Genomic DNA, 24,965 nt, shown 5'->3' with positions numbered 1-24,965 from the left:
GCGCAGGATATCGTCCGACAGGCTCATGTCGCCCCCAGCGCGGGTGTCGCGGCGGTGACGAAGGCCTTTACGCGTTCAGGATCGACGGGGTTCCACCACACGCCTCCGTTCTTGAGCGATGATGCAACGATGACCGCATCGGCCCGGCCAAGGATCGTGGCGATGTTGTCCGCCGTCAGGCCGGAGCCGACAAGCACCGGCAGGTTGGTGGCCGATGCGACTTCCTCCAGTTCTTCCAGCGTCGCGCTGTTGCCGGTGCGCTGGCCGGTGGCGATCACCGCGTCGGCATCGAAGAACGCCAGATCGCGGGTCAGTTCCGCCACGCTCCGGTCGCCCGTTATGGCATGGCTGCCGTGTTTGACATGGCTGTCGGCGAAAACTTTTATCCCCTCGCCGCGTAGCGCCGCGCGATAGCGCAGCGCCTCGGCAGCGCGACCTTCCATGAAGCCTTCGTTGGCGACATAGGCATTGGCCCACTGGTTGACGCGGATGAACTGCGCCCCGGTGGCGCGTGCGATGGCGAAGGCATGGATCGGCGCGTTGGCCAGCACGTTCACACCCATCGGCACGCCGAAGGCCTGCGTCACCCGGTCCGCCACGACGGCCATGAAGGCGGCGGTTTCGGGTCCGATATCCTCGGGCTTGGAGAACGGGATGTCGCCGTGGTTTTCCACCATCAGCCCGTGGATTCCGTTTTCGACCAGCGCCTCGGCATCGCGCAGGCACGCATCGAGGATGGCGGGCATCGGCGTGCCGTCATAGCGCGGCGCGCCCGGAAACGGCGGGCAGTGGATCATGCCGATCAGCGCCTTGGGCCGCCCGAAGATGTCGCGGATGGCGGTGCCGGTGCTGCTGGAAATGGTCTGCATGTCGGGATGGGTCCGTTCTTTGGATCGTTGGCGCGCAGCGGTCAGCCGCGCCTGCGAAGCGAGAAATTCGCCGTGAAGATCCGGGTGTTGAGCCAGATCGCGATCAGGATGATGGCCCCGGTGACGATCTGCGTGAAAAAGGGCGATATATGCATCAGGATCAGTCCGTTGCCTATGACGGCGATGGTCAGCGCCCCCAGCACGGTCCCGAGGATCGTGCCGCGTCCGCCGAACAGCGAGGTGCCGCCAAGTACCACCGCGGCGATGACCTGCAACTCGAACCCGACGGCCGCGTTCGACGACCCGGACCCCAGCCGCGCCGCGATCAGCAGGCCCGCCACGGCAGAGGCCAGCCCGGTCAGCATGTAGACCGAAGCAATCGTCCAGCGCGCAGGCATGCCGACGCGCCGCGCAGCCTCGGAGCCTTTGCCCTGCAGGCTGCACAGAAAGAAGCAAGGGCGCCACAGAAACGCGGCAGGTCCACGTTTTCAGGTGTTCGCATCTCTGCACCTGCGATATGCGTTTTTCCTAAGTCGCCGCGTCAGTCCTAACGTCGAGCCACTTCTCTCTGGAATAGCGGCCGGGCCACACGTCGAAAGAGGGGGCAAACGCCTTGCCGCCGACCAAGCGGTTAGCGGGCGGCTTTCGCTTCGTCGAGCAAAGCCTGAGCGCGGGCCGACAGGCTTCCATCCTCACCTTCACCCGCGATGGGAGCTATCAGTTCCATGGCGGCGTCCGGGTTGCCGATTGCGAGTTCGGCCCGTGCGTAGTGGTAGCGAATCTCCGGCGTCGCGCCGCGCGAGATCTCGAATGCTTCGCGCAACCGGTCGGCGGCGCGCGCGTAATCGCCGTTCAGAAAATGGATCCAGCCTATCGTGTCGACCACGCTCGCATTGCCGGGCTGCAGTGTGTCCGCGTGGCGCGCCAGTTCGAGCGCCCGGTCGAGATCGCCCTCGTTCGCCACGAGGAACCAGGCCAGCTGGTTGTTGGCAAGGTAATTGTCGGGTGCAAGCGTCAGCAGCTCCTCATAGGCAGCGCGCGCGCCCGCCGTGTCGCCAAGCGCTTCCGAAATCACGCCGATCCGCAGGGCAATCGATGGTGAGGGGCTGACCGCACCCGCTTCCACATAATGTTCGAGGGCTGTCGGCCCGTCGCCGGCGGTCATGGCCATCTCTGCCAGTTCAAGGCGCGCAGCGCGAAAGCGCGGCGCAGAATCGACGGCACGCGAAAAGGCCTGCTGCGCAGACTGGGTGTTGCCCAGCCCGCGCTCGGCAAGGCCGAGAACGTAAAGATGAAGAGCCGAGGAACCGGACGCTGCCCTGCCAAGCCGATCCTGTGCGGCCCCATCAAGATCGCGCAGCACCAGGTTCATCGCCACGGCAAGGTCGCGCGCTTCCTCGATGGCCGAAGGCAAGTCCTGCGACGACAACCCGTCCGCAGTGAACCCCGGAATGACTTCGGCGGCCGCCGAAAGGTGCGACATCGCCGCTTCGCTGTTGCCCGCTGCGTTTTCTCCCAGAGCGGCGAGGAACCTCTCTGCCGGGCCGTTGGGTTCGAGGGCGACTGACCGCTCTCCCACCGAGAGCGCGAGCACGAGCCGCCGCATCTCGGCCGACGTCGGCCCATCTTCGAGCGCAATCGCGCGCCGTGCATTTTCCAGTGCCTTGGCGTCGTCGCCACCGATCAATGCCGCGTAGGCAAGACGCGACACGGCTTCCGCAGAAGCACCACCAATACGTTCGGCCGCATCTTGAGCAGCCTTGGCATCGCCGCGCCGCAGGGCGATTTCTGACTGCCAGCTTGCACTGTTGGGAAGGTCTTGCCCGTATTTCGCGACAACGTCCGCCGCCTTGTCGACCTGTCCCCCGGACAGATGTGCCTGCACGAGACGCGTGACCAGAGCGGGGTCTGTCGGCCCGCCCGACAGGCAGGTTTCCAGATCGACCGCCGCCTCCGCGCCGCGCCCCTGCTGCTGCAGAGCGAGCGCGCGCGTCGATCTCAGCCCGCAATCCGCCGGTGCGAGCGATACCGCGTGGTCCAGCGCGCTCAATGCCGGGCCAAGTGCGCCCAGGCGCAACCGCGCGGCCCCGAGATTTCCGTAGTAGCTGGGCGCATCCGGTGCTGCATCGGCTGCGGCTGCGAAGGCGATCTCGGCCGCCACGAAATCCCCCGCGGCCGCGGCGATGGTTCCTTCGACGTTGCGTGCATAGGCATTGTCCGGTTCCAGCAGTATTGCGGCGTCCAGCGCCTGCTGGGCCGCGGGAAGGTCTGCAGCGGCGCGTGCGATAAGCGCTTCGGCCACGTTCTGCCAGACGAGGCCGCCAAGGCCGGTGCTTGCATCCAGTTCCCGGCGGGCGGCGCGCCGGTCGCCTTCGGCGGCGAGTGCTGCTGCATGCAGCCTGCGCAGCTTCCCGTTGTCGGGCACCTGCGCGATCAGGACGGGCGCGAGGTCGAGCACCGATCGAAGATCGCCGTAGTCGCGCAGGCGCAACTCCAAGGCGGTGACCGCCTGGTTGATCTCTGCCACACCGGCCAGTGGGTCCGTGCCCGGCCCCAGCAGGTCCTGCAGGCCGCCGCCGAGGGAAAGGCCCGGCCCGCTGTCGGTCGATGTCGCGGATGCGGGGCCAAGGCTTCCGGTGACGAGTGATGTGGACAAAAGCAGGATCAGGGCGCGGGGCAACATGAAAAACTCCATCAAAACATACATCGAGACTGCATAAGAAAAGGGGCGGCCGTCAAGCCGCCCCCAAGTTCACGTTCGGTCCGGATCGGTTCGATCCGACCTGTCAGGACTTCCGGCGCAGGCGGGACATGCCAAGACCGCCGCCAAGCACGGTCAGCATCAGCCATCCGGCCGCGGGGAGCGGGATCGCCGCCTGGACGCCGATCAGGTTCAACGTTGCAACCGCGACGTTGCCGTCCGTGTCCGTTGCGGTCGCCGTGAAGATATTGTTGCCGAGGTTCAGCGCGAACGCGGGCGACTGGAAGATGTTGCCAACGCCGGTCGTAACCGGAGTGATCGTCCCGTCCGGGGTTGTGACGGTCAGGGATGCAAGACCGATCGGAAGCCCGCCACTGAGCCCGGCAAGCAGGTTGTTGACCAGGCCGATATCCGAAGTTGCGTCGACGAATGTGCCGTTTCCGGCGGATGCGATCCCCTGCATCGTCGAAATGACCGCGCCGGGAAGTGCGACGGCATCGATGGTCTCGACCCCGTTTGCGACCGCAGTTGCCGCATTTATGGACGGGTTGCCAGATGTGGAGCCGTCAGAGAACACGACCATCGCCTGGTCGAAGCCAGGGGTGCCGGGCAGAAGATTGGATGCGGCCGCGTCGATGCCGTCCCCGATCACTGTTCCGCCGCTTTCGTCCACGGAATTGATGGCGGCCTGCACCGCGAGTCGGCCGGCGGCATTGAGGACTGTCTGACCGATGACGGTGGTGCCGTTGTCATCGAATTCCACGATGGAGACGGTCGCCGTGTCGGGCAGGCCCGCGACCAGCGCCAATGCGCCTTCCTTCTGCCAGGCACCCCGCGACTTGGTCACGGTGTTGCCGTTGCCGTCCGTCGCTGTCACACTGGTAAACATGCTGCCCGAGCTGTCCATGACGATGGACAGATCGAGGCCCGTGCCGATGACGCCAGTGGCGGATGCGCGGCCCAACGGGGCTACGACGGTGCCGACGGTAAAGGTCGAGTTGTTCGCCGGAGAGTCCCAGACGACGGAAACAGCCGCAGATGCCGCACCGGGCATGCTGCCCATCAGGGCGACAGCAGCCGCCGCAACAAGACCGCGCGGGGCGGTCAGAAATTTTGCAAAGTGTAAAGACATGGGGTCCCTCATGTAAATGACCGGTTCGTTTAGGCAGCCGCCATATGGGCAAAAGAGCGTAAGCTGCCCTTTGGTAAGTTTCGCTCACGAAAGTTTACAACACAAGGTATGATTTACCATTTGTTAAGCATGTTGAAAGTTTCTTGCGCTTGATTTCAATCTATGGGCGAGATCGAGTGATTCGCATGTCAAGCGCGGGTTTCAGGCTGGCAGGCAAGAGCCGCGGTCTTCGATTTGGCCTGACGCCGGAGGCCGACACCAGCGGTGGAGGGCTCGGTCATTGTAGCGGCGGGATGAGCCTGCTGCGGGCGGCGTAAAGGTCGCTAAGGTCGTGTACCTTTGGCTCTTGTGGTGTGAGGACGGGCCGGAGGGCTTTCACCCTAAACTTGCAGAGGAAAGTTCGTCCGGCCTGGGCTGAGGGCATGAGCCAGCGTAAACAGCGCGGCATTTCGACATCTCGTGCGACCGCGTAAGAAAGAAGATGTCGTTTGCTACTGCAGGTTGCATAAAGGCGCACGGCGCCGGTGACCCGGCCGAAACCGGACGGCGAAAGGTTTTTTCGACAGGCCGCGCGCCAAGCCCGGTCTCACTGGCGGCTATACGACCATGACGGATTGAATCGCGAACGTGAGCGGCGTGGCCGCGATATGTTCTCGGCGCTCGTGCATCCTTGCACTTGGTCTGATCGGCACAGGCACCACGCAAGTGGCCCTCGGGTTGGGGCTGGCAGCCTAGGCACAGGACCCATTGATTGAGCGGTAAGCTCATGATTCACTGCTGGAAAGGCGAGCGGTGACATGAGCAACCTGTTCTGGCTGACTGAGGCGCAGATGGAGCGGTTGCGTCCGTACTTCCCGAAGTCCTCTTGCAAGCCTCGCGTCGATGATCGGCGCGTGTTCAGCGGGATAATGTTCATCAACCGCAATGGTTTGCGATGGTGCGACGCGCCAAGGGAATACGGGCCGCACAAGACCCTCTTCAGCCGATGGAAGCGCTGGAGCGAAAAGGGCGTGTTCGCCCGCATGATGATCGGGCTGGCGGCAGAACACGGCGAGAAACGGACCGTGATGATCGACGCGACATATCTCAAAACGCACCGCATGACGGCCAGTCTGCGGGTGAAAAAAGGGGGCGTGAAAGCCTGATCGGCCGCACGAAGGGGCATGAACACCAAGCTGCACGCCGTCACCGACAGCGTCGGGCGTCCGATCCACCTCTTCATCACGGCCGCCCAGGTCAGCGACTAGGTCGGCGCGCGGGCGCTGTGCGGGACCCTGCCGGCGGTCGGCTGGCTGATCGCCGACCGGGGCTACGACGCCGACTGGTTTCGGGACGCGTTGCAGGAAAAAGGGACAAAGCCGTGCAACCCCGGCCGGAAGTCCCGCGACAAGGCCGTTCTCTACCACAAGCGGCGATACAAGCGCCGCAACCGGATCGAGATCATGTTCGGCCGCCTGAAGGACCGGCGCCGTATCGCCACCCGCTGTGACCGATGCCCAAAGGTCTTCCTGTCAGCCATCGCACTCGCCGCAACCGTCAACTTATGGCTTTGATCGTCAATGAGTCTGGGCCCCAGTCAGGAATTTGGCGAATGACGTTTCGAAGCGAACCGACATCTGACAAAAAATGTAGCAACCAAGGGAGGGCCGCGTGGGGCCCTCCCTGCCAGTGTCAGGACGGTGCGGTCGTAACCGTCAGGTGTGGCGCGCCGTCCGAAGTGCAGCGCATGCTGCGGCCATCCGTTCCGATCGTGCCGCTGATGCGACGGCGCCAGTTCGAGAAGCTGTCGAAGCGCACCGTGTCCACCGGTTGATCGAGGTCGATCTCGACTCTGCGATGCTCTTCGCGGCCCGACAGACCCACGATCTTCCCGCGATAGGCTTGCCCAAGGTAGTGCCCCGTCACACGGGTGCCGAGGGCGAGCGGTGAAGGGCCGTTGCGACCCTCCAGCCGGGCATGCAGCGTGTTCCAGTCGCGTGCGCCGTATTGCCGGGCAACGAGTTCAAGAGCCTGCGCATGGCTGACCGCGGTTCCAGCGTCCCGTAAGGCTTGTCGAAGCGTCTTGGCCTGTGCCTTCGCGGTTTCGAGTGTGGGCTGTGTCATGCCGCCGCCCGCGCGCGGTGCCGCGCCATGGCAGACCGCGGCGCGCTCGGAGATAGTTGCGCGATACGGGGGTGCGGCAGGGGTTTCAGCCTTGTGTCAGGGGCGTGTCGTTCAGACATCGCTCACTCCTTCAATAACGCATTCCGAACCGGGAGGGTGCCTGCATTGCCCACCTGCGAAATGCTTCGAGGGTGAGACGTCGTCGTGATCCGGACTTCACCGTGACTTTCGTCTGCAGGCGGCAGGTGCCCGGCACCTTGGCGATGCGTTACACCTAAAGCCCGCTGGACGCAACGGGGCCACAACGCGCTGTCCATGCCGCCCGGGCTGGCGTGTCGTAGCAGTAAGGGCCAAGGGCTTGGCAGGTCCTGCCACTACGACGGCGCGCGCCGGGGATAGGGTGATGCTATCAAACCCCGAGGAGCCACCTGAAATGACCCGCATTGCCCTTCCTGCCTCCGCCGATCCTGCGCCCGCTGCATCCCGCCCGCTGCTGGACACTGTCAAGGCATCGCTTGGCAGCGTGCCCAACTTGTTCCTGATCACCGCCAACAGCCCGGCGGCGCTTGAAGGATATTTCGGGCTGAACGGCGCACGTGCAAAGGGCAAGCTGACGCCGCAGACCGCGCGAGCGGATCGCGCTAGCCGTCGCGCAGATCAACGGCTGCGACTATTGCCTGTCCGCGAATAGCTACCTTTCCCGCAACCTCGCCAAGCTCGACGCGGCGGCCGATGCGACGGTGCGCTTCGCCGCGGCGCTTGTCCGCACGCGCGGGCATGGTGCCGGGGCCGATGTCTCGGCTGTGAAGCTGGCAGGCTACAGCGATGCCGAAATCGTCGAGATCGTAGCGCACGTGGCGCGCGTGGCGCTCAACACGCCCACAAACTACCTGAACGAAGCCGTTGGCACGCCCATCGACTTTCCGGTCGCAAGTGCCCGCGTGGCATGACCGGCGCTGCATCACGGTCGCCGGACCCACCCGTGCCCTAGGCGGCCGGGCGCAATTCCCACCAATCAGGAAAAACCGAAACATGACACGCCCGCCTTTGCCCCCCCCTTCGATGCCGAAACCGCGCGCGGCAAGGTGCGACTGGCGAAAGACGCCTGGAACAGCCGCAATCCTGCGCGCGTCTCGCTGGCCTACACGCCCGACAGTCAGTGGCGGAACCGGGCCAACATCTTTCAGGGGCGGGAAAGCATCGTGGCGTTTCTGGCCCGCAAATGGGCACGGGAACTGGATTACCGGCTGATCAATGGGCTCTGGGCCTTCAGCGAGAACCGGATCGCCGTGCGCTTCGCATATGAATACCGCACCGGAGACGGCGCGTGGTTCCGGGCCTACGGCAACGAGAATTGGGAGTTCGACGAACATGGGCTGATGCGGCGGCACATCGCGTCGATAAATGACCTGCCGATCTCGGAAGGCCAGCGCCTGTTCCACTGGTCTTCGGGTGCCCGGCCGACGGACCATCCCGGTCTCGAAGACCTCGGTCTCTAGGGAGGGTGGAATGCCGAACGCCTGCGCACGGATTGCCTTCACCCCTAGAGTGCGTGACGAACAACAGCGCTTCGGGTCCGCCGAAACCACTGCGCGGGTTCTGTCGCACGCGAGCGACGACGGTGTGGAGCTTGGCCCGCGGGAGGCCGCATTTCTGCAGGCGCGCGACGGTCTTTACATGGCGACAGTGTCGGGAACCGGGTGGCCTTATGTCCAGTTCCGGGGTGGGGCCGCCGGTTTCGTGCAGGTGATTGATAGCCGCACTTTCGGCTTTGCCGATTATCGGGGGAGCCGTCAGTACATCAGGACCGGCAACCTGCGCCATGACACCCGGGTGTCGCTTGTTGCGGTGGCCTACGCGCGGCGTGCGCGGCGGAAGCTCTGGGCCCATGCCCGCATCAGCGAAGACCGGGACATGGTCGATCTGCTCAGCGGGTCCGGCGACCGGCGCGCAGAGCGGGGCATCATCTTCAGTCTTGCGGCCTTCGATTGGAATTGCCCCCAACACATCCCGGTCCGGCTCAACGACACGGAGCGCCGCGATGACGAGATCGCCCGCCTCAGGCGGGTATCGCGGCGTTGGAAGACGCCGCCGCGGCGGGCCCGCGAAACGGCGCCGACGCCTGAGCCGCATGGTCGGGCTTCGGGGCGAAGGATGCACTGGTTCCCATGCATGTCCCGGCCTATCGTGCGGCATGCCGAGCGTAACGAATGCATTCGCGCGTGCGATGGCCCAGGCGGCCGGGATGACGCTGAGAGACGACGGAGCGCTTATCGTCGAGGGGACGGTGGCACAACGCCTGTCGCAGCCCGCCAATGGGCGAATTCCCGACACGGATTATTTCGAGCTTCTTGACTGGATCCGCCGCAGGCATGAGGACGAGGTCGCGCTGGTCGGGGCCTATGCCCGTCAGATCCGTGTGGACGACATCGGGGTACTTGGTCTTGCGATCAAGACGGCGCCGACCCTTCGCGCCTCGCTGGAGCGGATCGAACGCTATTGGCGCGTGGTCACCGATACCGCGGTTTACTGCCTCGACGCGGGCGCGAATCCGGCGCTGCTGACCTTCGAGGCGCGCACCGAACATCATCCTGTACTCGAATTCCGCAACGAGGGCGCGCTTGCAGGGCTGGCCCATAACATGCGGCGGTTCGTGCGCGGCGATCTCGTGCTTGACCATGTCTCGTTCCGCCATCCCTGCCGTTGCGACCCCGCGCGCTATGCCGCGTTGTTCGGCTGCCCGGTCTTTTTCGAAGCCGACCGCAACGCGATTGCACTGAACCCGGCCATGCTGAATCTGCCGAACTGCCTCGGTGATGCGGCGGTTTCGGATTTCCTGACAGGTCATCTCGAACGGGAAATCGGGTCGCTGCAGGCGGATGTTTCAGTAAGGGCGGCGCTCTTACGCCGGATTACGCCCGCTCTGAGCGACGGGGTGCCGCAGGCGGCTGATATAGCGCGCGACATGGGCATGAGCGAACGCACGCTATATCGCCGCCTCGCCGCAGAAGGGCTGACCTTCCGCGACGTGCTGACCGAAGCGCAGTCGTCCCTCGCAAAGGATCTGCTGCGCGACAGTGACAATTCCATTGCCGAAATCGCCTTCCTGACGGGGTTCTCGGAACAGAGCACCTTCAGCCGGGCTTTCAAGCGCTGGTTCGGGCAGGCCCCGGCGCAGTTCCGTCACAAGGTCCCGATGCGTTAGCCGCCCAAGGCGGCGTCTACCGTGGCGGCCTGGCCCAAGACCTTGGCGGACATTGCCGGGACCGGGCATTGTCCTCAGGGGCAGGACTGGCGGGCAGCAAGATCGGGCGTGATCGGTCGGTGCGGGGTTGCCGACCGCCCGGCACGGACCGCTAACCCGGAAGGATTAACAACATGACAGGCATCACGAAGGCGACATCATTGGCAGATACCGGCATTCTGCGCCTCGCGGCCTTTTCGGACGGGCCAGTGGGCGGCAACCCGGCCGGCGTGCTCGTCACGGCGGCCCTTCCGCCGCGCGCCGAGATGCAGCGCATCGCAGCCGAGGTCGGCTATTCGGAAACCGTCTTCGCCGCGCCCGAAGGCGATGCGTGGCGCGTGCGCTATTTCTCGCCCGAGGCCGAGGTCGCCTTCTGCGGCCACGCGACCATTGCGCTTGGCTGCGTTCTGGCAGAACGCACCGGGGACGAGGTTTTCGCGCTTGACCTGAGCGTGGGCCGCATAACCGTGGAGGTCCGGCGCGACGGAATGGGCACCCGCGCGACCCTGACATCGCCGCCGACACGCAGCACCGCCGCCGACCCGGCGGTGATCGCGGCTGCGCTTGACCTGTTCGGCTTCGTGTCGGCGCAGCTTGATCCGGCGCTGCCGCCGGCGTTGGCCCATGCCGGGAACGATCACCTTGTCCTCGCTCTGCGTGAGCGGGCGACGCTGGCGCGAATGGACTATGATATGGCGGATGGGGCGCGGCTGATGCAGCGTCACGAACTGACAACGATCAACCTTGTCTGGGTGGATTCGCCGCGCAAGCTGCACAGCCGCAATGCGTTCGCCGTGGGCGGCGTGGTGGAGGACCCCGCGACCGGTGCCGCAGCGGCCGCTCTTGGGGGCTACCTGCGTGACATTGGCTGGCCGCATGGCGGAGCCATCGACATCGTACAGGGCGAGGACATGGGCGCACGGTCGCTGCTGCATGTCGAGATCGGCGCAACACCGGGTGTCGGCATCCGCGTGTCGGGAACGACCCGCATCATCCCGCTTTAGCGCCGCCCGGTCCGGCGCGGTGCCCGAACCGCTGCCCGTACCCATCCACTGAACGGCCCGCGCCCCTGCGCGCCGGCCGTTTTCCTTTTGCTGAACGTAGTCCGTCGCACCAGCGGCGCCGCGCCCTCCGGATTGGCGTGCACCGTGGCGTGGTGGGCATGGCAGGTTCGGCCACGCGCTTGGCAGGCACTGCCGATACCCCTTCGGGCACCGCCGATAGCTTGGCCCTACCGATCCCCGGAGAGGACGGTGCCAGCGCGGACCCGCCGGATCCTCTCGCCCAACGAAGAGAACCAAGCCATGAGCGATACCACGAGACAAACCAGACCCACGACCAAGCGGCAGGCAAATCGCCCCGGCCAAAGCAAGCTGAAGCCGCCCGTCCTGGTCGGAGAGATGACTTATCTCTTCTTGATCACGGTCGCGGCGGCGCTTCTGACTGGCGTTCTGGCGCTTCCGCTCACGATGCCAAGCGGGAGTTTCGCGGCGCTGCCTGCGGACGCGCGCGACGCCGTGCGGCTCGCCGCTTGATCCGGTACCCGGCGCCGGGGCCGAACCGCAGCCATGCATACACCTATATAACTTGGCGCTTCATCTGTTCGCAGCGCTGGTCCGGCTACCCCGGCAGACCGCCGTCCGGCGGGCTGTCACATCCCCGAATAAGGAGCCAAGATATGGACCGAGACCACGACCACGGTCGCCTCTGCGGCCGTGACGTCACCCCAGAAAGGGTGGATCTGGTGCGCGGGCGCCTGATGGCGGGCGCTGCGGGTGCGGCCGCCGCCGTTGCCGCTAGCGGACACGCAGCCTGTGCCGCCACGGAAGCCGCCCGTGCGACCTATGCCGATCCGGCGGATCCCGGACTGCCGCAGGTGGACATGACCATCGACAAGCAGCGCACCGCGCTTGTGGTGACCGATCCGCAGATCGATTTCCTGTCTGAAGATGGCGTGACCTGGGGGCGTGGTTGGCGAAAGCGTCACCGAACACGGGACCGTTGGCAACATCGAACGCCTGTTCGGCGCGGCGAAGGCGGCTGGCATGCAGGTCTTCATCTCGCCGCACTACTACTATCCGCACGACCATGCCTGGAAGTTCGAGGGCACGCTCGAAAAGACGATGCACGCGATGGGCATGTTCGACCGCCCCGGGCCTCTCACGCTTGACGGGTTCGACGGGTCCGGCGCCGACTGGATGCCGCAGTACAAGAAGTACATTGAGGACGGCGAAACGATCGTCTGCTCGCCCCACAAGGTGTACGGGCCGACCCAGAACGACTTTAACCTGCAACTGCGCAAGCGCGGGATCGACAAGGTGATCGTTGCTGGGATGTCCGCGAACCGGTGCACGCACGCGCATCTCTATGAGTTGCTGGAACTTGGCTACGAGGTCGCCGTGGTGCGCGATGCGACCGCCGGGGCCAAGGTGCCCGAAGGTGACGGCTATCTCGCCGCCCCCATCAATTTCCGCATGGTCGCCAGCGCAGTTTGGTGGACCGACGACGCGGTCGCGCGCATCGCTCGTTCGGCCTGACCCCAAGACCGATCCATGACATCTGAAAATCAGAAGAGAACCTGAACCATGAAATCATTCCTGAACCTCCCCGCGATCGCGCTTGGCGCGGCGCTGACCCTTGGCACTGCCGCGATGGCCGCCGACGAATACAACGTCTCGAACGGGCTGACCCTGACAGGCAATCCGCTCGGCCTGCACGGTGTCGATCCAGTGTCGATGTTCGACGGCATGGCCCCGCGCGCGGGCGATGCCGTGAATACTTCGGTGCATGACGGGGTGGACTACTACTTTGCCACGCCCCAGGCGCAGCAGCAGTTCGACGCCGATCCGGCGGCCTTCCTGCCGCAGTTCTGCGCTTTCGGCGTGAAGGTCGGCAAGAAGCTGGACGGCGATGTCCGCTATGCCGATCTCGTCGATGGCAAGCTCTATCTATTCGTCAACGAGGTGATCTTCGAGAAGTATCTGGAAAACCCCGCTGAGGTGATCGCGACCGCCAATGACATGTGGCCGGCCATCCGGTCTACCCCAGCCGGGGAACTCTGAACGCGTCACGACAGGCGTACCGGCCTTCGCATCGCGGGGGCCGGCCGTCAAAGGACGCGCACCGCGAATTCCGCCAGCGACTGAAGGTGCGCGACGACCGCCGCGCGCGCGGCCACGGCATCCCCCGCTTCAAGCGCGTCGAGGATGCTTTCGTGCTGACTGCTGTCGGGTTCCAGCCGTTCGGACAGGCGTTCGATCTCGAACAGCTTGGTGGTCACGCGCAGCGATTTCAGGATGTCGCGGATCACCCGGTTGGTGCAGGCGTTGATGTATAGCCCGTGCACTTCGTCGTCGGACTGCCAATGTGCCAGCATGTCATAGGGTCTGCGATTCTGCACCTCGTGCAGATGCGCGCGGGCGCTCGCCAGCGCGGCCGGATCCACGCGGCCTATGGCTTCGGCGGCGGCTTCGGCTTCCAGGATCTCGCGGGCCTTCAGGCTGTGCAGGTATTCGCGCAACTCCACCCGCCGCACGACGTATGACCGGCTTTCCAGCTTGTGCAGCAGCCCTTCCCCCTCCAGCCGTTGAAGCGCCTGCCGTAGCGGTGTGCGCGACACCCCCAGCATGTCCGCCAACTGGACCTCGACAATAGGCTGGCCGCTGCGCAATTCGCGTTCCTGGATCATCCGCGACAGCGCGAGATATGCCTGTTCCGACAGGGTCGGCTGGCCGGCATGGCCGGGTCTTCGGCCGCCATCCGGCAGGGCGTGTTGTTTCTTCGAGACACTCACTTGAGCCGCAGTCCTTTGAATTCAGCCCGATCCTGCGCCTTGCCTGCCTAACTATTCAGCAGTTTCGAACGCACGGCGCAGCGGCGTTCCACGGCTGTCAGGCATACCGGAGCGGGCGGAAAGATAAAACTTGCAGACATGTGTAATATCAAAGAGTGTTTTTGTATACAGACGGTATACAGTAAACGGACGAGGGCGTATTGGGTTCAGGTGACACAGCCATAGCGCTTTTGCGCGAACTCATCGCGGCGCAACCGGACGGCGAAGCTGCCGTCCAGGGTGTGATCGCGCGTCGGCTCGAGGCGGCCGGCTGTGCGGTGGCGGCGCATGACTACGACCCGGCTGCGGTCACCGTGAAAGGGGAATTCGCGCTCGACACCGCCCGAGCGACCGAACGGCGCCGAGCGATCGTCGGCACGTTGCCGGGCGATCCGACCTTGCCCAGCCTGCTTATTTTCGCCCATCCCGATGCGGAGCCGATCGATGGCACATCAGCATGGCATCATGATCCGTTCGTCGGCATCGTGGAGGGCGGCAGATTGCATGGCTGGGGCGTCGCCGACGACCTTGCGGGCTGCGCGGCGGCTGTGCTGGCGCTGGAAAAGGCGTCGGTGGCCGATGTGCCGCTGGGTCGGGTGGTGTTCGCGTCCACGCCGTCGAAGCGGTACGCGCGCGGTGTCGCGGCGCTTCTGCATGACGGGTTGTCCGCAGATGCCGCGCTGTACTTGCATCCGGCGGAATCGGGCCTCGGCATGCGCGAGATCAAGGCCGTCGCCTCGGGTCATCTCGAATTCCGCATCACAGTGACCGGGCGCGCGCCCGGTACCACGGAACCCGGGCATACGGCCTTCGCCCATCTCGGCGTCAATCCCATCGACAAGGCGCTGGTGTTGCGCAGCGCACTGATGCGTCTTGGCGAACGCCGTGCCAGCCGGATCCGCCATCCATTGATCGAGGCGGTGGTCGGACGCGCAACCAACATCAACGTTTCGCGGATCGAGGCCGGCGAGATGCGGCGCCTGTCGCGCATGGCCGAGACCTGCACGCTGGGCTGCGCGATCTCGTTTCCGCCGGGCGAAACGCTGGACGAGGTCAAGACTGAAATCACGGCGTCGATCGAAGCTGCGTCCGCGGCCGACGCATGGCTGTCCGAGCATCCGCCGGTCATTACCTTCGTTGCCGGGGTGACCGGTGGCGAAGTCGAGGCCTCGCATCCTCTTTATCGCACGGCCGCCGCTGCCGTGGCGCGCGTGACCGGTGCTGATCCAAACGTCAACCCGATGCACACCTCGTCCGATATCCGCAATCCCATTGTCGAGGCCGATATACCCTGTGTCGGTCTGGGCTGCCTTGGCGGCGATCTGAGCCAGAACGACCGCCATGACGAATGGATCGATGTCGCCGACTTCCGGCGCATGGTCGATGTGACCGCAGACATCGTCACCAACTGGTGCGGCGGGGTCGTGCCGCCCCAAAGTTGACCCCAAAAGGCTTGTGAAAGACCGCAAAAGCATCCCAACAGAAAGGTACGAACCATGAAGCATCTGTCCCTTGGCGCAATTGCCTTCAGCCTGAGTTTCGCGGGCGGCTTGGCCGCAGCGCAAGACTGTCCGGAAAACCTGCCGACGATCGAACCGGGCGTTCTGACCATGTCGATCAACGCCACGCTGCCGCCGCGCCAGTATCTTGATGCATCGGGCAACCTTCAGGGTCTGCATCCAGATCTCGGCAACGAGATCGCGCGCCGCCTGTGCTTGGAGCCAGCCTACATGAATGTCGGCTTCGAGGTTCAGATCCCAGGTCTTGCGAGCAAGCGCTGGGACATGATCAACACTGGCATGTACTACAACCCGGACCGCGCGAAAATCATGCGCATGGTGCCCTATGTCGTGAACGCCCTCGCCATTGTCGTGCAGCAAGGCAACCCGCTGGGAGTGGACGGCTACGAGGACCTTGCCGGTGAATCTGTCGGCACAGAAATCTCGGGCTTCGCCGACAACCTGATCCGTGAGATCAACGAACAGCAGGTGGCCAGTGGCCTGGAATCGATGGATATCCAGGCATTCAACACCTTCGGCGACGCGTTCGCGGCCCTTGGCGCGGGGCAAGTACGTGCCGTGTTCGGCCCCGACGCCACGGCCGCCTACCTGGCCGAGCGCGGCGCCTTCGAGGTCGGCGCTTCGGGTCTGAACCCCGGCCTGCCGTCCTCGTTCGGGTTCGATGGGGCCACCGGCGAGGCGCTTGCGGACGCGGTCGCGCAGGCGCTTCGGGACATGGTGGCCGACGGCACATATGACAAGATGATGAGTGCGTACGGTGCCACGCAGATCCAGTTGTGGGACGACTACACCGGCGATATCGCCGTCTACTACAACCCCGAATAAGCGGACCCAGCCATCGCACCTGCGCCGGGCGGCGGGTTGATCCGCCCGGTACATTCCACTGACCGAACCGCCGGAGGCCTCCGTGAACTGGAGCTGGGATTTCTTCTTTGCGTATCTGACCAACGGTCTGATGCTGCGCGGGGCATGGACGACGATCTGGTTGAGCGTCATTTCTATGATCATCGGCCTTGGCCTCGGCGTCGTTGCGGCCATGATGAAGATGTATGGCAGCCGGGCGCTGCGCTGGATCGCCGAATTCTACATATGGCTGTTTCGCGGCACGCCGATCCTGATCCAGCTCGTGATCATCTATACCGGCCTGCCGCAGCTCGGCATCCGACTGACGGTCATCGAAAGCGCGATCATCGGCCTTGCACTCAACGAAGGCGCTTACCTTGCCGAGGTGATCCGTTCGGGCATCATGTCGGTGGACAAGGGGCAGACCGACGCGTCCCGCGCGGTCGGCATGACATGGCGCCAGCGGATGTGGCTGGTGATCCTGCCGCAGGCGACACGCACGATCATCCCGCCTCTCGGTAACCAGTTCAACGGGATGCTCAAGACGACCTCTCTGGCCTCGGTCATCTCGATGGAGGAGTTGATGCGCAGTGCGCAGATGCTTGCCCAGATCGAATTCCGCGTGCTTGAGTCCTACACGGTGGCCGCGGTCTGGTACCTTGTGCTCGTTTCAATCTGGGGCCTGATCCAGATGCGGATCGAGGCGCACTACGAAAAGCCCTTCGGCCCCGCCGCCGCCGTGTCCCCCGAAGCCAGGCGGGACCTTGAAAAGGCGCTCGAAAAAGCCGGTCCAGCCTGAGGAAGCCGCGTGATGACCCAGCAAGACAAGCAACTCGTTCCCGGCGGCAAGGCGGCGGACCGCATGCTTGGCCCGCCCATCGTGATGATCGAGAAAGTGTGCAAGTCCTTCGGCGAGAACCACGTGCTGCGTGACGTGTCGCTGACCGTGCGCCAGGGCGAGGTCGTGGTGATCTGCGGCCGCTCTGGCAGCGGGAAAAGCACGTTGCTGCGCTGCATCGACCAATTGGAAACCATCGACGGCGGTACGATCCGCGCCGCCGGGCACCTGATGGGGTTCCGCGAACGCAATGGCAAGCGCCAGCCCCTGCGCGATGCCGAGATCGCGGTACAGCAACGCGACCTCGGCATGGTGTTCCAGAACTTCAACTTGTTCCCTCATATCAGCGTGATCGAGAACATCACGCTCGCGCCGGTACGGATCCTCAAGCGCAAGCGCGCCGAGGTGCGCGAGGAGGCGCGCGAACTGCTCAAAAGGGTGGGGCTGCCGGACAAGGAGAACGCCTATCCGCGCCAGTTGTCGGGCGGGCAGCAGCAAAGGGTCGCCATTGCGCGGGCGCTTGCCATGAAGCCCAAGGTGATGCTGTTCGACGAACCGACCTCGGCGTTGGACCCCGAGATGATCTCGGAGGTGCTGGATGTGATGACGGGCCTTTCGGAGCAGGGAATGACAATGATCGTCGTCACCCACGAGATGGGTTTCGCGCGCGCCGCTGCAGACCGTGTCATCCTCATGCATGACGGTGGGATCGTCGAAGAGGCCGCGCCGGAAAAGTTTTTCGGGAACCCGGAAAGCGAACACACCCGGCTGTTCCTGTCTAAGATCCTGCACCATTGACGATGGCGAGGGTGCAGACGGTTCTCGGTGATGTCGATCCGGCAGGGATCGGGCGCGTGGCATTCCATGAACATGTGCTTTTCGATATCGTTCCGCCCGGCGCCGAAGGCGACCGCGAGGCCGTGCCAAGTATGGAGGACCGCTGGCAGACCGACTACCGCTCGAACGAGGCGCCGGGCAACGCCCACCAGCGCGATCCGCAGATCGCGGGCCGCGAACTGGCCCTGTTCCGGGAGGACGGCGGCAGCCTGATCGTGGACCAGTCCGTCGCGGGGCTGGCGCGCGATGCGGCAGGCTTGGCGCAGGCCGCGCGGCTGTCGGGCGTGCATGTGATCGCCGCTGCCGGCTGCTACACGTCCGCATACATGCCGCCGGGCCTCGCCGCGCTCGACGTCGATGCGCTTGCCGATCTGTTCACCCGTGAAGTCACCGAAGGGCTGGACGGCACTGGTATCCGCGCCGGGCTGATCGGCGAGATCGGATGTTCATGGCCCATGCACCCGGCCGAAACCCGCGCGTTGCGCGCTGCGGCGCGCGCCGCCTGCCGCAGCGGCGCGGCGCTGTCGGTCCATCCGGGGCGGGCGCCTGGGGCCTGTGCGGCAATCCTCGACATTACCGAGGCCGAAGGGCTGGACCCGGCGCGCACGGTCCTGTGCCACATGGACCGGACCCATCCGGACGGCACGGGTATCGCGGCGCTGCTGGCTCGGGGTGCCAATGTCGAATGGGATTTCTTCGGCATCGAGCAGTCGCACTACTGGATGGGTGATGTCGACCTGCCGACCGATCGCGACCGCATCGCGCTGATCCGTCGCTTCGCCGATATCGGGCATGCCGACCAGATTCTGGTATCGCAGGACATCTGCACCAAGACGCGCCTGCGCCGATGGGGCGGTCACGGATACGGGCACATCTTGCGCAATGTCGCGCCGCTCATGCGCCGCCTAGGCTTCGATGTCGCGCTGATCGGCAAGCTGCTGCGCGACACGCCACTCAGATTGCTGACCCTACAGGAGACACCGGCATGACAGATCGTTTTCGCGGCACCTTCACGGTGATGATCACCGCCTTCGACGCAGATGGTCGGCTCGATCTCGATGCTCAGGCCCGGTTCACCGACTGGCAGGTCCGCGAGGGGATTCACGGGCTGATCCCGCTTGGTTCCACAGGGGAATTCCTGTCGCTGACACCGGAGGAACGCCGCGCCGTTGCAAAATGCGTTATCGACGCGGCAGCGGGACGGGTGCCGGTGCTGATCGGCGCGGGGGCTGAAAGCACCGACGACGTGATCGCGAACGTCGCGATGGCCGAGGATCTGGGCGCGGATGGAACCATGATCATCCCACCGTTCTATTCCACGCCCACATGGGACGAACTGATCAACCATTTCGGCCGCATCGGGGAGGCAGCGACGCGCCCGGTAATGATCTATAACAACCCGGCCACGGCAAATGTCGACCTGACGCCGCCGCTGGTCGCGGAACTGTCCAAATTGCCGCGGATAGACTACATCAAGGAATCGACAATGGACGTCACACGCATCCGCGACATCCTGGAGTTTAGCGAGGGACGGATGACCGTGTTCGGCGGGATCATGGGGTTCGAAAGCTTCGTTGAGGGGGCCGAGGGGTGGGTCGCGGTCGGCTCCAACATCCTGCCCGCAGCGCTGGCGCGGCTGTTCACACTGACCGCCGATCACGAGGATTACCACGCCGCCCGCGCGCTTTACCGCGAGGTGCTGCCGGTCATCCGGCTGGTGGGCGGGCATCGCTACGTGGCCGGCAGCAAGGCGGCGCTGAACTTGATGGGCCATGCGGTGGGCGGACCGCGGCCGCCCCGCCTGCCGCTTCCGGCCGCCGAGATGACCGATGTCGAAAACGCGCTGCGGTCGGTCGGGCTGATGCCGCACAGTGCCGCCTGAGTGACCGGCTTCACCTTCACTTTCGACGGGCGCACCTGCAGTGCTGCACCGGGCGACAGCATCGCTGCGGCGCTTGCTGCCGCGGGGCAGGGCGCGCTTGGCCATCGCCGAAGCGGCGCCCCGCGCGGCGTGTTTTGCGGCATGGGGGTCTGCCATGACTGTCTCGTGACGGTAGACGGCCGACGGGGCGCGCGCGCCTGCATGGTCAAAGTCGCCCCTGACATGGACGTGCGAAGCGAGAACGACCGCGCGTTCAGCCCTGGTACGGTGCCGCCGCCGCCGCCGACAGAGGAGGTGGCGGAGGTCGAGATCGCGGTGATCGGGGCGGGTCCCGCGGGCCTCGCCGCCGCGATCCAGGCGGCAGGCGCAGGGGCCAGCGTGCTGGTGCTGGATGACCGGGACGATCCCGGTGGGCAGTATTTCAAGCCCCGCAGTGACGGCTGCCGCATGGCTCGGGCGCTCGACCGCCAGCACCGGCGCGGGGCCGCCCTGCGCGCCGAGGCTCAGTGTTCGGGTGCGCGGATCGTGACCGGCCACAGCGTGTGGTTCGCGCGCCGGACAGAGGCGGGGTTCGATCTGCGCAGTCTCGGACCGCTGGGAGGGCTGCGGGTGCGGTCGAAAGCCGTGATCCTTGCGGTGGGCGCCCATGAGCGGCCCGCGATGGTGCCGGGCTGGACGCTGCCGGGCGTCATGACGATCGGCGCGGCCCAGACCCTTGCCCGTCGCTACGGTGTGGCGCCGGGACGGCAGGTGCTGATCGCGGGGCACGGACCGCTGGGTCTGCAACTCGCTGCCGAGCTTCTGGCGCTTGGCACGCGGCCCGTGGCGCTGGCGGAACGTGGCAGGCCAGGGTTCGGCGCATCGGCCCTGTCTGCGCTGACGGCCGCGCCACGGCTGATGGGCGACGGTGCGCGTTACAGGCTGGCGGTGCTGCGCTCCGGCATCCCGGTAATGACCGGGTGGGAGGTGGCGGAAATACACGGCGCGGAACAGGTGTCCGGGGCGGTCCTGCGGCAGATCGCGACGGGTCGGTCACGGACGGTCGATTGCGATGCGGTGGCGGCGGGTGACGGTTTCGCGCCCCAGATCGAACTTGCGCGGTTGCTCGGTGTGCCGGTCACCGCCGACCCCGAGACCGGAGAAATTCGGCCCGTGCGAGACGACGCCGGGCGTAGCCCGGTGCCGGGCGTCTGGATCGCCGGGGATGCCGGCGGGTTAGGCGGGGCCGAGATCGCGCTTTGCCAGGGTCGGCTGAGCGCGCAGGACGCGCTGGCGCATTTCGGGCACCCCGTAACTCACCGCGGAGATGCTGACTTGCGCGGGCTCGCGCGCGGGCGGCGGTTTCAGTCCGCGCTCTGGTCGATGTTCAAAGCCCCGTCGCGCGCGACGCCGACGGGCGACACGGTGCTGTGCCGCTGCGAAGAGGTCACCGCGGCCACCGCGCGGGCCGCGATCGCTGCGGGCGCACGCGATCCTGCGACATTGAAGCGGGAGACGCGGGTCGGCATGGGCCGGTGCCAGGGCCGCTATTGCCTGCCGCAGGTGCTTCGCCTGCTGAACGAGGCGGGCCAATCGGTAGTGCCGGAAGCCCTGTTCGCCCCGCAGATCCCCGCGCGGCCGGTTACGTTGGGCGCGCTCGCGCTGGAAAAGCCTGAATGGGGCGGGCACCGCCAAAGCAGCCCGTCGGTGCGTCCGAACCGTGACCCGGATGCGCCGCTGTCCGTCGCGGCAGCCGACCTCGTGGTGATCGGTGGCGGCATTACCGGCGTGACTGCGGCCCTGTTTGCGGCCCGCTCAGGAGCCTCCGTACTGTGCCTCGATCGTGGGCAGGTGAACGGGGAGGCGTCGGGAGGCAACGCGGGCAGCCTGCACCTGCAGCTTCTGTCATGGGATTTCGGCGGCAAGGCGGTGGGGGACGGAAGCCTGCAGCTGCGCACCCTGCCGCTTCAGAAGGAATCCATCGCCCTGTGGCGGGACCTTGAACGCGAGCTTGGCGCGGATTTCGAGATGGCGGTCACCGGCGGCCTGATGGTGGCCGAGGATCCTGGACAGATCTCCTTCCTCGAGGCCAAGGCGGCCGCCGAAGCGCGCGTCGGTATCCACACCGAGGTGATTGACGGTGCGCGGGTGCGCCGGATCGCGCCCGAAGTTTCGGACGCGGTCATCGCGGCCGCATGGTGCCCGGGCGAGGGAAAGATAAACCCGCTGGCCGCGACGCCGCACCTTGCGCGAGCAGCCCGCGCGGCGGGTGCGGTGATTGAGGAACACGCCCCCGTGCGCGGCATCGCCCGCGACGGGAAGGACTACGTCATCGACACCGCGCGCGGCCGGGTGACGGCATCGCGCATCCTGATCGCGGCAGGCGGCTGGACGGCCGCGATCGCCCGGATGCTGGGGTGCAGCGTGCCGATCCGCGGCGCGCCGCTGCAGATGGTCGTGACGGCCCCCGCGCCGCCGCTCGTGCCCTGCTTGCTTGCCCACGCAGGCAGGCACCTGACGATGAAGCAGACCGCGGCGGGCAGCGTTATCATCGGCGGGGCATGGCCGGCCGCGACCGGGGCCGCCGGTCAGCCCGAGATTCTGCCCGACAGTCTGGAAGGCAACCTTTGGGTCGCCGCGCGCACGGTGCCGCAAACCGCCAGCCTGCATGTGATCCGCAGCTGGGCCGCCATGAACATCGACATCGACGGCGCGCCGCTGATAGGGCCGTTGCCCGGCGCGCCCGGCGTCACCATCGCGGCGACCGCGAACGGTTTCACCCTTGGCCCGCTGATGGGCCGCGAGGCCGCCGCCGCCGCGCTGTCGGGTCGGCTTCGGCAGGATCTGGGCGATTTCACCATGACCCGTTTCACCCAAGCGACCGAAAAGGAACCGACATGACAGACCTGCTTATCAAGGCTGGCCCTTACAGCTTCGATGCCCGCCTCGAACGCGAGGCCGCGCCCAAGACCTGCGCCGCGTTCGAGGCGGCGATGCCCTTCACCGGGCAGATCGTCCATGTCCGCTGGTCGGGCGAGGGCGTGTGGATCCCGCTCGGCGATCGCGACTTCGGCGTCGGCTACGAGAACCACACAAGCCACCCGGCGCCAGGGCAGATCATCCTCTATCCCGGCGGTATCAGCGAGACAGAGATCCTGCTGGCCTATGGGGGCGTCGATTTTTCGTCAAAGATGGGCCAACTGGCCGGGAACCACTTCATCACCCTGACCTCCGGCCTCGAAAACCTGATGGCGCTCGGCAACGGGGTGCTGTGGAAAGGGGCGCACGACATCAGTTTCGAATACGCCTGAACCATCGGCCCGCACCCGGTGCGACGTCCCGGCGCCCGGCGATCCGGGCGCGGGATGGGCGGTGTCGTTCTTTGGCCCGCCCGGTATGGGCCGGTGCAGCGGTGCCGGACGCGTGGCGTCTGAGCGCCCTCTTTAGCCGTACCGAAACCGGAGACGCGTCATGCGCACATCATCCCCGATATCCACGGCCATGCCGACAAACTCGATGCGCTTCTGGCGCATCTTGGCTGGCGCACTAATTCCGCCGGTTGGCGGGGACCCGCCCCGGACCGGAAGGTTATCTTTCTTGGCGATTTCATCGATCGCGGTCCGGACAATGCGCGCGTGCTGCGAACCGTGCGGTCGCTGATCGACAGCGGCAAGGCGATCGCTGTAATGGGCAACCAAGAATTCAACGCGATTCACTTTCATACCGAGGTGGAGGGTCGACCGTTGCGCGCGCGCTCTGCAAAGAACACACGCCAGCACGCCAGTTTCCTTTCGGAGTTCCCGTTGGGCGCGCCGCGCACGCGCGAAGCCATTGGCTGGATGCAATCGCTGCCGCTGGCGCTGGAAGAGGACGGGCTGCGCGCGGTTCATGCGTGCTGGCACGCGCCCGGCATTGATGTCCTGCGTCTCGCGGGCTGCCTTGCGGGGCTTTGCACCGAAGATCTGCACCGCCCCGGCTGGACCGAAGGCCCGGTCTGGGACGCGCTTCAGGTCGCGACGTCCGGCCCCGAGGTTCCTTTGCCGGACGGCGTGTGGTTTGCCGACAAGGACGGGCACCGTCGGAGTGAGGTGCGCGTCGCCTGGTGGCTGGGCGCTGCGCGCACCTGGCGCGAGATCGCCCGCAGCGTGCCGGCCCCGTCAGTCCTTCCGGATGCCCCGGTGCCGGAGGGCGTCGCGGCCTTTCGCTATACTGACCCGGTGCCGGTATTCTTCGGGCATTACTGGCTGACCGGTGACCCGCAGGTGGAGGCACCGAACGCGCTTTGCCTCGACTATTCCGCGGGCAAGGATGGCCCGCTCGTGGCCTACGATTATTGCGGTCCGATGCCGATGGATCCGCAGCGGATCGTCCAGGCCTGACGGCGCCGGCTGTGGCCGAGCGGCCGCTCAGATCCTGATCCCGAGAGCGCGACGCAGATGCGGCGGTACGGGATCAGGCAGGCGCCATGTGACGGTAATTGGCCCCTCGCCCTCCCAGGTTTTGAAAGCCGGGCGGCCGCCATAAGGAAAGGCGCAGCCCTATTGCACCCAAGCTTTCCGTTGCGCATGAACAGATGCACGCGGACACCGGGTTCGGCGCCGCTTGGCATCCGTCTATCCGTCCATCGGGTCGTCGCGGCGGAGGTGCAGACCGTCCCCGGCGGCGGTGAAAAGCGGCGACAGCGCCCAGGCCCGCGTGCCATCATCACGGGCCGTGCCGCCTGCGACCATCGCCGACAGGGCTCGCAGATCGGCGCCGCTTTGGGTCTGGTCCCGTTCCAGCCGACGCAGCAGCGCGCCGTGGCTGGCGATGACTGGGGGTTCAACCGCATCGCCCATGTCGCGCACGAAGTCGAAACAGCCGCCATGTCCCGTGGGTCCCGGATTGAAGCCCATGCGCGCCAGTTCGGCCGCACGCCGCCGCATTCCGTTGCGCAGCCGAAATTCGCGGTATTGCGCTTCGAGGTCGTCGGTTCCGGTCCGGGGTCGCAGAAGATCGCGCAACATGTCGATCACCGCCAGATCGTATGTCGCCGAACAGCCTTTTGGCAGGGAGATGTCTCCCGCAACCGCGGCTTCCGGCCAGGTGGTGAGCGACCGGTCGCCGATACAGCCGATAACCAGCAGCACCTTGCCCTCCACGCGGCGCAGTCCGCGGCCAAGCTGCTGCAGTCAGAGGATCACGC

The 24,965-nt window shown here is 65.8% G+C and carries 26 protein-coding genes and 1 pseudogene; 19 read left to right on the top strand and 8 right to left on the bottom strand.

Features of this window, described 5'->3' with window-relative positions; genetic code table 11:
* Positions 1-23 precede the first annotated feature (23 nt).
* The 4 genes from DKT77_RS01300 to DKT77_RS01285 form a co-directional block, all read right to left on the bottom strand.
* Positions 24-869, bottom strand: coding sequence for a BtpA family protein (locus DKT77_RS01300; RefSeq protein ID WP_109809928.1), 846 nt, complete (start codon positions 867-869; stop codon positions 24-26).
* A 41-nt stretch (positions 870-910) separates the two neighbouring features.
* The gene (locus DKT77_RS01295) at positions 911-1,306 is read right to left on the bottom strand and encodes an ABC transporter permease (protein WP_274520040.1); all 396 of its coding nucleotides are present in this window, start codon (positions 1,304-1,306) and stop codon (positions 911-913) included.
* A gap of 194 nt (positions 1,307-1,500) precedes the next feature.
* Positions 1,501-3,552: a tetratricopeptide repeat protein gene (locus DKT77_RS01290; protein ID WP_238547610.1), complete on the bottom strand. Its 2,052-nt coding sequence runs from the start codon at positions 3,550-3,552 to the stop codon at positions 1,501-1,503.
* Between the two features lie 103 nt (positions 3,553-3,655).
* Positions 3,656-4,702, bottom strand: a complete 1,047-nt coding sequence (locus tag DKT77_RS01285; protein ID WP_238547609.1) for a VWA domain-containing protein — start codon at positions 4,700-4,702, stop codon at positions 3,656-3,658.
* Positions 4,703-5,499: 797 nt separating this feature from the next.
* Between DKT77_RS01285 and DKT77_RS01280 the strand changes: the two are divergent.
* Positions 5,500-6,255, top strand: a pseudogene (locus DKT77_RS01280) (IS5 family transposase).
* Between the two features lie 118 nt (positions 6,256-6,373).
* On the opposite strand, the gene DKT77_RS01275 reads toward DKT77_RS01280, so the two are convergent.
* Positions 6,374-6,805 (bottom strand): glyoxalase superfamily protein, encoded by a 432-nt coding sequence (locus DKT77_RS01275; protein WP_109809925.1) that lies wholly within the window; start codon positions 6,803-6,805, stop codon positions 6,374-6,376.
* Positions 6,806-7,238: 433 nt separating this feature from the next.
* Between DKT77_RS01275 and DKT77_RS20820 the strand changes: the two genes are divergently transcribed.
* The 7 genes from DKT77_RS20820 to DKT77_RS21305 all read left to right on the top strand — a co-directional run bounded on the left by DKT77_RS20820 (position 7,239) and on the right by DKT77_RS21305 (position 11,584).
* Positions 7,239-7,496, top strand: a complete 258-nt coding sequence (locus DKT77_RS20820; protein ID WP_238547608.1) for a hypothetical protein — start codon at positions 7,239-7,241, stop codon at positions 7,494-7,496.
* Positions 7,441-7,755 carry a carboxymuconolactone decarboxylase family protein gene (locus DKT77_RS20815; RefSeq protein WP_338016056.1) on the top strand — a complete coding sequence of 105 codons (315 nt, stop codon included), beginning with the start codon at positions 7,441-7,443 and terminating at the stop codon, positions 7,753-7,755. Before DKT77_RS20820 ends, DKT77_RS20815 begins: the two co-directional genes overlap by 56 nt.
* Positions 7,756-7,890: 135 nt before the next feature.
* Entirely contained in the window at positions 7,891-8,304 is a 414-nt protein-coding gene (locus DKT77_RS01265) for a nuclear transport factor 2 family protein (protein ID WP_338016055.1), read from the top strand.
* On the top strand, positions 8,210-9,160 hold the full coding sequence (locus DKT77_RS21455) for a pyridoxamine 5'-phosphate oxidase family protein (protein WP_109809923.1): 951 nt from the start codon (positions 8,210-8,212) through the stop codon (positions 9,158-9,160). The genes DKT77_RS01265 and DKT77_RS21455 overlap by 95 nt, the downstream gene beginning before the upstream one ends.
* Complete coding sequence (locus DKT77_RS01255; RefSeq protein WP_238547607.1) at positions 9,051-10,010, top strand: AraC family transcriptional regulator; 960 nt, start codon at positions 9,051-9,053, stop codon at positions 10,008-10,010. Before DKT77_RS21455 ends, DKT77_RS01255 begins: the two co-directional genes overlap by 110 nt.
* A gap of 173 nt (positions 10,011-10,183) precedes the next feature.
* Positions 10,184-11,053, top strand: a complete 870-nt coding sequence (locus DKT77_RS01250) for a PhzF family phenazine biosynthesis protein (protein WP_109809921.1) — start codon at positions 10,184-10,186, stop codon at positions 11,051-11,053.
* 396 nt (positions 11,054-11,449) lie between these two features.
* Positions 11,450-11,584, top strand: coding sequence for a hypothetical protein (locus DKT77_RS21305; RefSeq protein WP_274520039.1), 135 nt, complete (start codon positions 11,450-11,452; stop codon positions 11,582-11,584).
* Between the two features lie 116 nt (positions 11,585-11,700).
* On the opposite strand, the gene DKT77_RS20810 is transcribed toward DKT77_RS21305, so the two are convergent.
* The gene (locus DKT77_RS20810; RefSeq protein ID WP_238547606.1) at positions 11,701-12,096 is read right to left on the bottom strand and encodes a hypothetical protein; all 396 of its coding nucleotides are present in this window, start codon (positions 12,094-12,096) and stop codon (positions 11,701-11,703) included.
* Between DKT77_RS20810 and DKT77_RS20805 the strand changes: the two genes are divergently transcribed.
* Together DKT77_RS20805 and DKT77_RS01235 are read left to right on the top strand one after the other, a co-directional pair.
* Positions 12,095-12,586: an isochorismatase family protein gene (locus DKT77_RS20805; RefSeq protein WP_238547605.1), complete on the top strand. Its 492-nt coding sequence runs from the start codon at positions 12,095-12,097 to the stop codon at positions 12,584-12,586. The two genes, DKT77_RS20810 and DKT77_RS20805, sit on opposite strands and share 2 nt — an antisense overlap.
* 48 nt (positions 12,587-12,634) lie before the next feature.
* Entirely contained in the window at positions 12,635-13,111 is a 477-nt protein-coding gene (locus DKT77_RS01235) for a YHS domain-containing (seleno)protein (protein WP_109809919.1), read from the top strand.
* A 47-nt stretch (positions 13,112-13,158) separates the two neighbouring features.
* Here DKT77_RS01235 and DKT77_RS01230 read toward each other — a convergent pair whose 3' ends face one another.
* Positions 13,159-13,842 carry a GntR family transcriptional regulator gene (locus tag DKT77_RS01230; protein ID WP_238547604.1) on the bottom strand — a complete coding sequence of 228 codons (684 nt, stop codon included), beginning with the start codon at positions 13,840-13,842 and terminating at the stop codon, positions 13,159-13,161.
* Between the two features lie 200 nt (positions 13,843-14,042).
* Between DKT77_RS01230 and DKT77_RS01225 the strand changes: the two genes are divergently transcribed.
* The 9 genes from DKT77_RS01225 to DKT77_RS01185 all read left to right on the top strand — a co-directional run bounded on the left by DKT77_RS01225 (position 14,043) and on the right by DKT77_RS01185 (position 24,159).
* Entirely contained in the window at positions 14,043-15,323 is a 1,281-nt protein-coding gene (locus DKT77_RS01225; RefSeq protein ID WP_109809918.1) for a M20 family metallopeptidase, read from the top strand.
* 54 nt (positions 15,324-15,377) lie between these two features.
* Positions 15,378-16,226 (top strand): ABC transporter substrate-binding protein, encoded by an 849-nt coding sequence (locus tag DKT77_RS01220; protein ID WP_109809917.1) that lies wholly within the window; start codon positions 15,378-15,380, stop codon positions 16,224-16,226.
* Positions 16,227-16,308: 82 nt separating this feature from the next.
* On the top strand, positions 16,309-17,043 hold the full coding sequence (locus DKT77_RS01215) for an amino acid ABC transporter permease (protein WP_238547603.1): 735 nt from the start codon (positions 16,309-16,311) through the stop codon (positions 17,041-17,043).
* 63 nt (positions 17,044-17,106) lie between these two features.
* Positions 17,107-17,880: an amino acid ABC transporter ATP-binding protein gene (locus DKT77_RS01210; RefSeq protein WP_109809937.1), complete on the top strand. Its 774-nt coding sequence runs from the start codon at positions 17,107-17,109 to the stop codon at positions 17,878-17,880.
* 2 nt (positions 17,881-17,882) lie between these two features.
* On the top strand, positions 17,883-18,908 hold the full coding sequence (locus tag DKT77_RS01205; RefSeq protein WP_109809916.1) for a phosphotriesterase family protein: 1,026 nt from the start codon (positions 17,883-17,885) through the stop codon (positions 18,906-18,908).
* Positions 18,905-19,801: a dihydrodipicolinate synthase family protein gene (locus tag DKT77_RS01200; protein ID WP_109809915.1), complete on the top strand. Its 897-nt coding sequence runs from the start codon at positions 18,905-18,907 to the stop codon at positions 19,799-19,801. Before DKT77_RS01205 ends, DKT77_RS01200 begins: the two co-directional genes overlap by 4 nt.
* Positions 19,802-22,681, top strand: coding sequence for an FAD-dependent oxidoreductase (locus DKT77_RS01195; protein ID WP_109809914.1), 2,880 nt, complete (start codon positions 19,802-19,804; stop codon positions 22,679-22,681).
* Positions 22,678-23,091 carry a DUF3830 family protein gene (locus tag DKT77_RS01190; RefSeq protein ID WP_109809913.1) on the top strand — a complete coding sequence of 138 codons (414 nt, stop codon included), beginning with the start codon at positions 22,678-22,680 and terminating at the stop codon, positions 23,089-23,091. The genes DKT77_RS01195 and DKT77_RS01190 overlap by 4 nt, the downstream gene beginning before the upstream one ends.
* A 168-nt stretch (positions 23,092-23,259) precedes the next feature.
* Entirely contained in the window at positions 23,260-24,159 is a 900-nt protein-coding gene (locus tag DKT77_RS01185) for a metallophosphoesterase (RefSeq protein WP_109809912.1), read from the top strand.
* Positions 24,160-24,393: 234 nt separating this feature from the next.
* Here the strand turns inward: DKT77_RS01185 and DKT77_RS01180 are convergent, their stop codons facing one another.
* Positions 24,394-24,921 (bottom strand): hypothetical protein, encoded by a 528-nt coding sequence (locus tag DKT77_RS01180; protein WP_109809911.1) that lies wholly within the window; start codon positions 24,919-24,921, stop codon positions 24,394-24,396.
* Positions 24,922-24,965 lie beyond the last annotated feature (44 nt).

Source organism: Meridianimarinicoccus roseus (assembly GCF_003172915.1).
GTDB lineage: Bacteria > Pseudomonadota > Alphaproteobacteria > Rhodobacterales > Rhodobacteraceae > Meridianimarinicoccus > Meridianimarinicoccus roseus.
This window is presented reverse-complemented; position numbering and strand designations above follow the sequence as displayed.

Excerpts from the sequence above, each read along its gene's own strand:
- DKT77_RS20810 (WP_238547606.1), bottom strand. The coding sequence starts at position 12,096 with ATGCCAGCCGCCTTCGCCGCGCCGAACAGGCGTTCGATGTTGCCAACG.
- DKT77_RS01290 (WP_238547610.1), bottom strand. The coding sequence starts at position 3,552 with ATGTTGCCCCGCGCCCTGATCCTGCTTTTGTCCACATCACTCGTCACC.
- DKT77_RS01300 (WP_109809928.1), bottom strand. The coding sequence starts at position 869 with ATGCAGACCATTTCCAGCAGCACCGGCACCGCCATCCGCGACATCTTC.
- DKT77_RS01210 (WP_109809937.1), top strand. The coding sequence starts at position 17,107 with ATGCTTGGCCCGCCCATCGTGATGATCGAGAAAGTGTGCAAGTCCTTC.
- DKT77_RS01190 (WP_109809913.1), top strand. The coding sequence starts at position 22,678 with ATGACAGACCTGCTTATCAAGGCTGGCCCTTACAGCTTCGATGCCCGC.
- DKT77_RS01255 (WP_238547607.1), top strand. The coding sequence starts at position 9,051 with ATGACGCTGAGAGACGACGGAGCGCTTATCGTCGAGGGGACGGTGGCA.
- DKT77_RS01250 (WP_109809921.1), top strand. The coding sequence starts at position 10,184 with ATGACAGGCATCACGAAGGCGACATCATTGGCAGATACCGGCATTCTG.
- DKT77_RS21305 (WP_274520039.1), top strand. The coding sequence starts at position 11,450 with ATGACTTATCTCTTCTTGATCACGGTCGCGGCGGCGCTTCTGACTGGC.
- DKT77_RS20820 (WP_238547608.1), top strand. The coding sequence starts at position 7,239 with ATGACCCGCATTGCCCTTCCTGCCTCCGCCGATCCTGCGCCCGCTGCA.
- DKT77_RS01205 (WP_109809916.1), top strand. The coding sequence starts at position 17,883 with ATGGCGAGGGTGCAGACGGTTCTCGGTGATGTCGATCCGGCAGGGATC.
- DKT77_RS01200 (WP_109809915.1), top strand. The coding sequence starts at position 18,905 with ATGACAGATCGTTTTCGCGGCACCTTCACGGTGATGATCACCGCCTTC.
- DKT77_RS01220 (WP_109809917.1), top strand. The coding sequence starts at position 15,378 with ATGAAGCATCTGTCCCTTGGCGCAATTGCCTTCAGCCTGAGTTTCGCG.
- DKT77_RS01235 (WP_109809919.1), top strand. The coding sequence starts at position 12,635 with ATGAAATCATTCCTGAACCTCCCCGCGATCGCGCTTGGCGCGGCGCTG.
- DKT77_RS01285 (WP_238547609.1), bottom strand. The coding sequence starts at position 4,702 with ATGTCTTTACACTTTGCAAAATTTCTGACCGCCCCGCGCGGTCTTGTT.
- DKT77_RS01275 (WP_109809925.1), bottom strand. The coding sequence starts at position 6,805 with ATGACACAGCCCACACTCGAAACCGCGAAGGCACAGGCCAAGACGCTT.
- DKT77_RS20805 (WP_238547605.1), top strand. The coding sequence starts at position 12,095 with ATGCAGGTCTTCATCTCGCCGCACTACTACTATCCGCACGACCATGCC.
- DKT77_RS21455 (WP_109809923.1), top strand. The coding sequence starts at position 8,210 with ATGACCTGCCGATCTCGGAAGGCCAGCGCCTGTTCCACTGGTCTTCGG.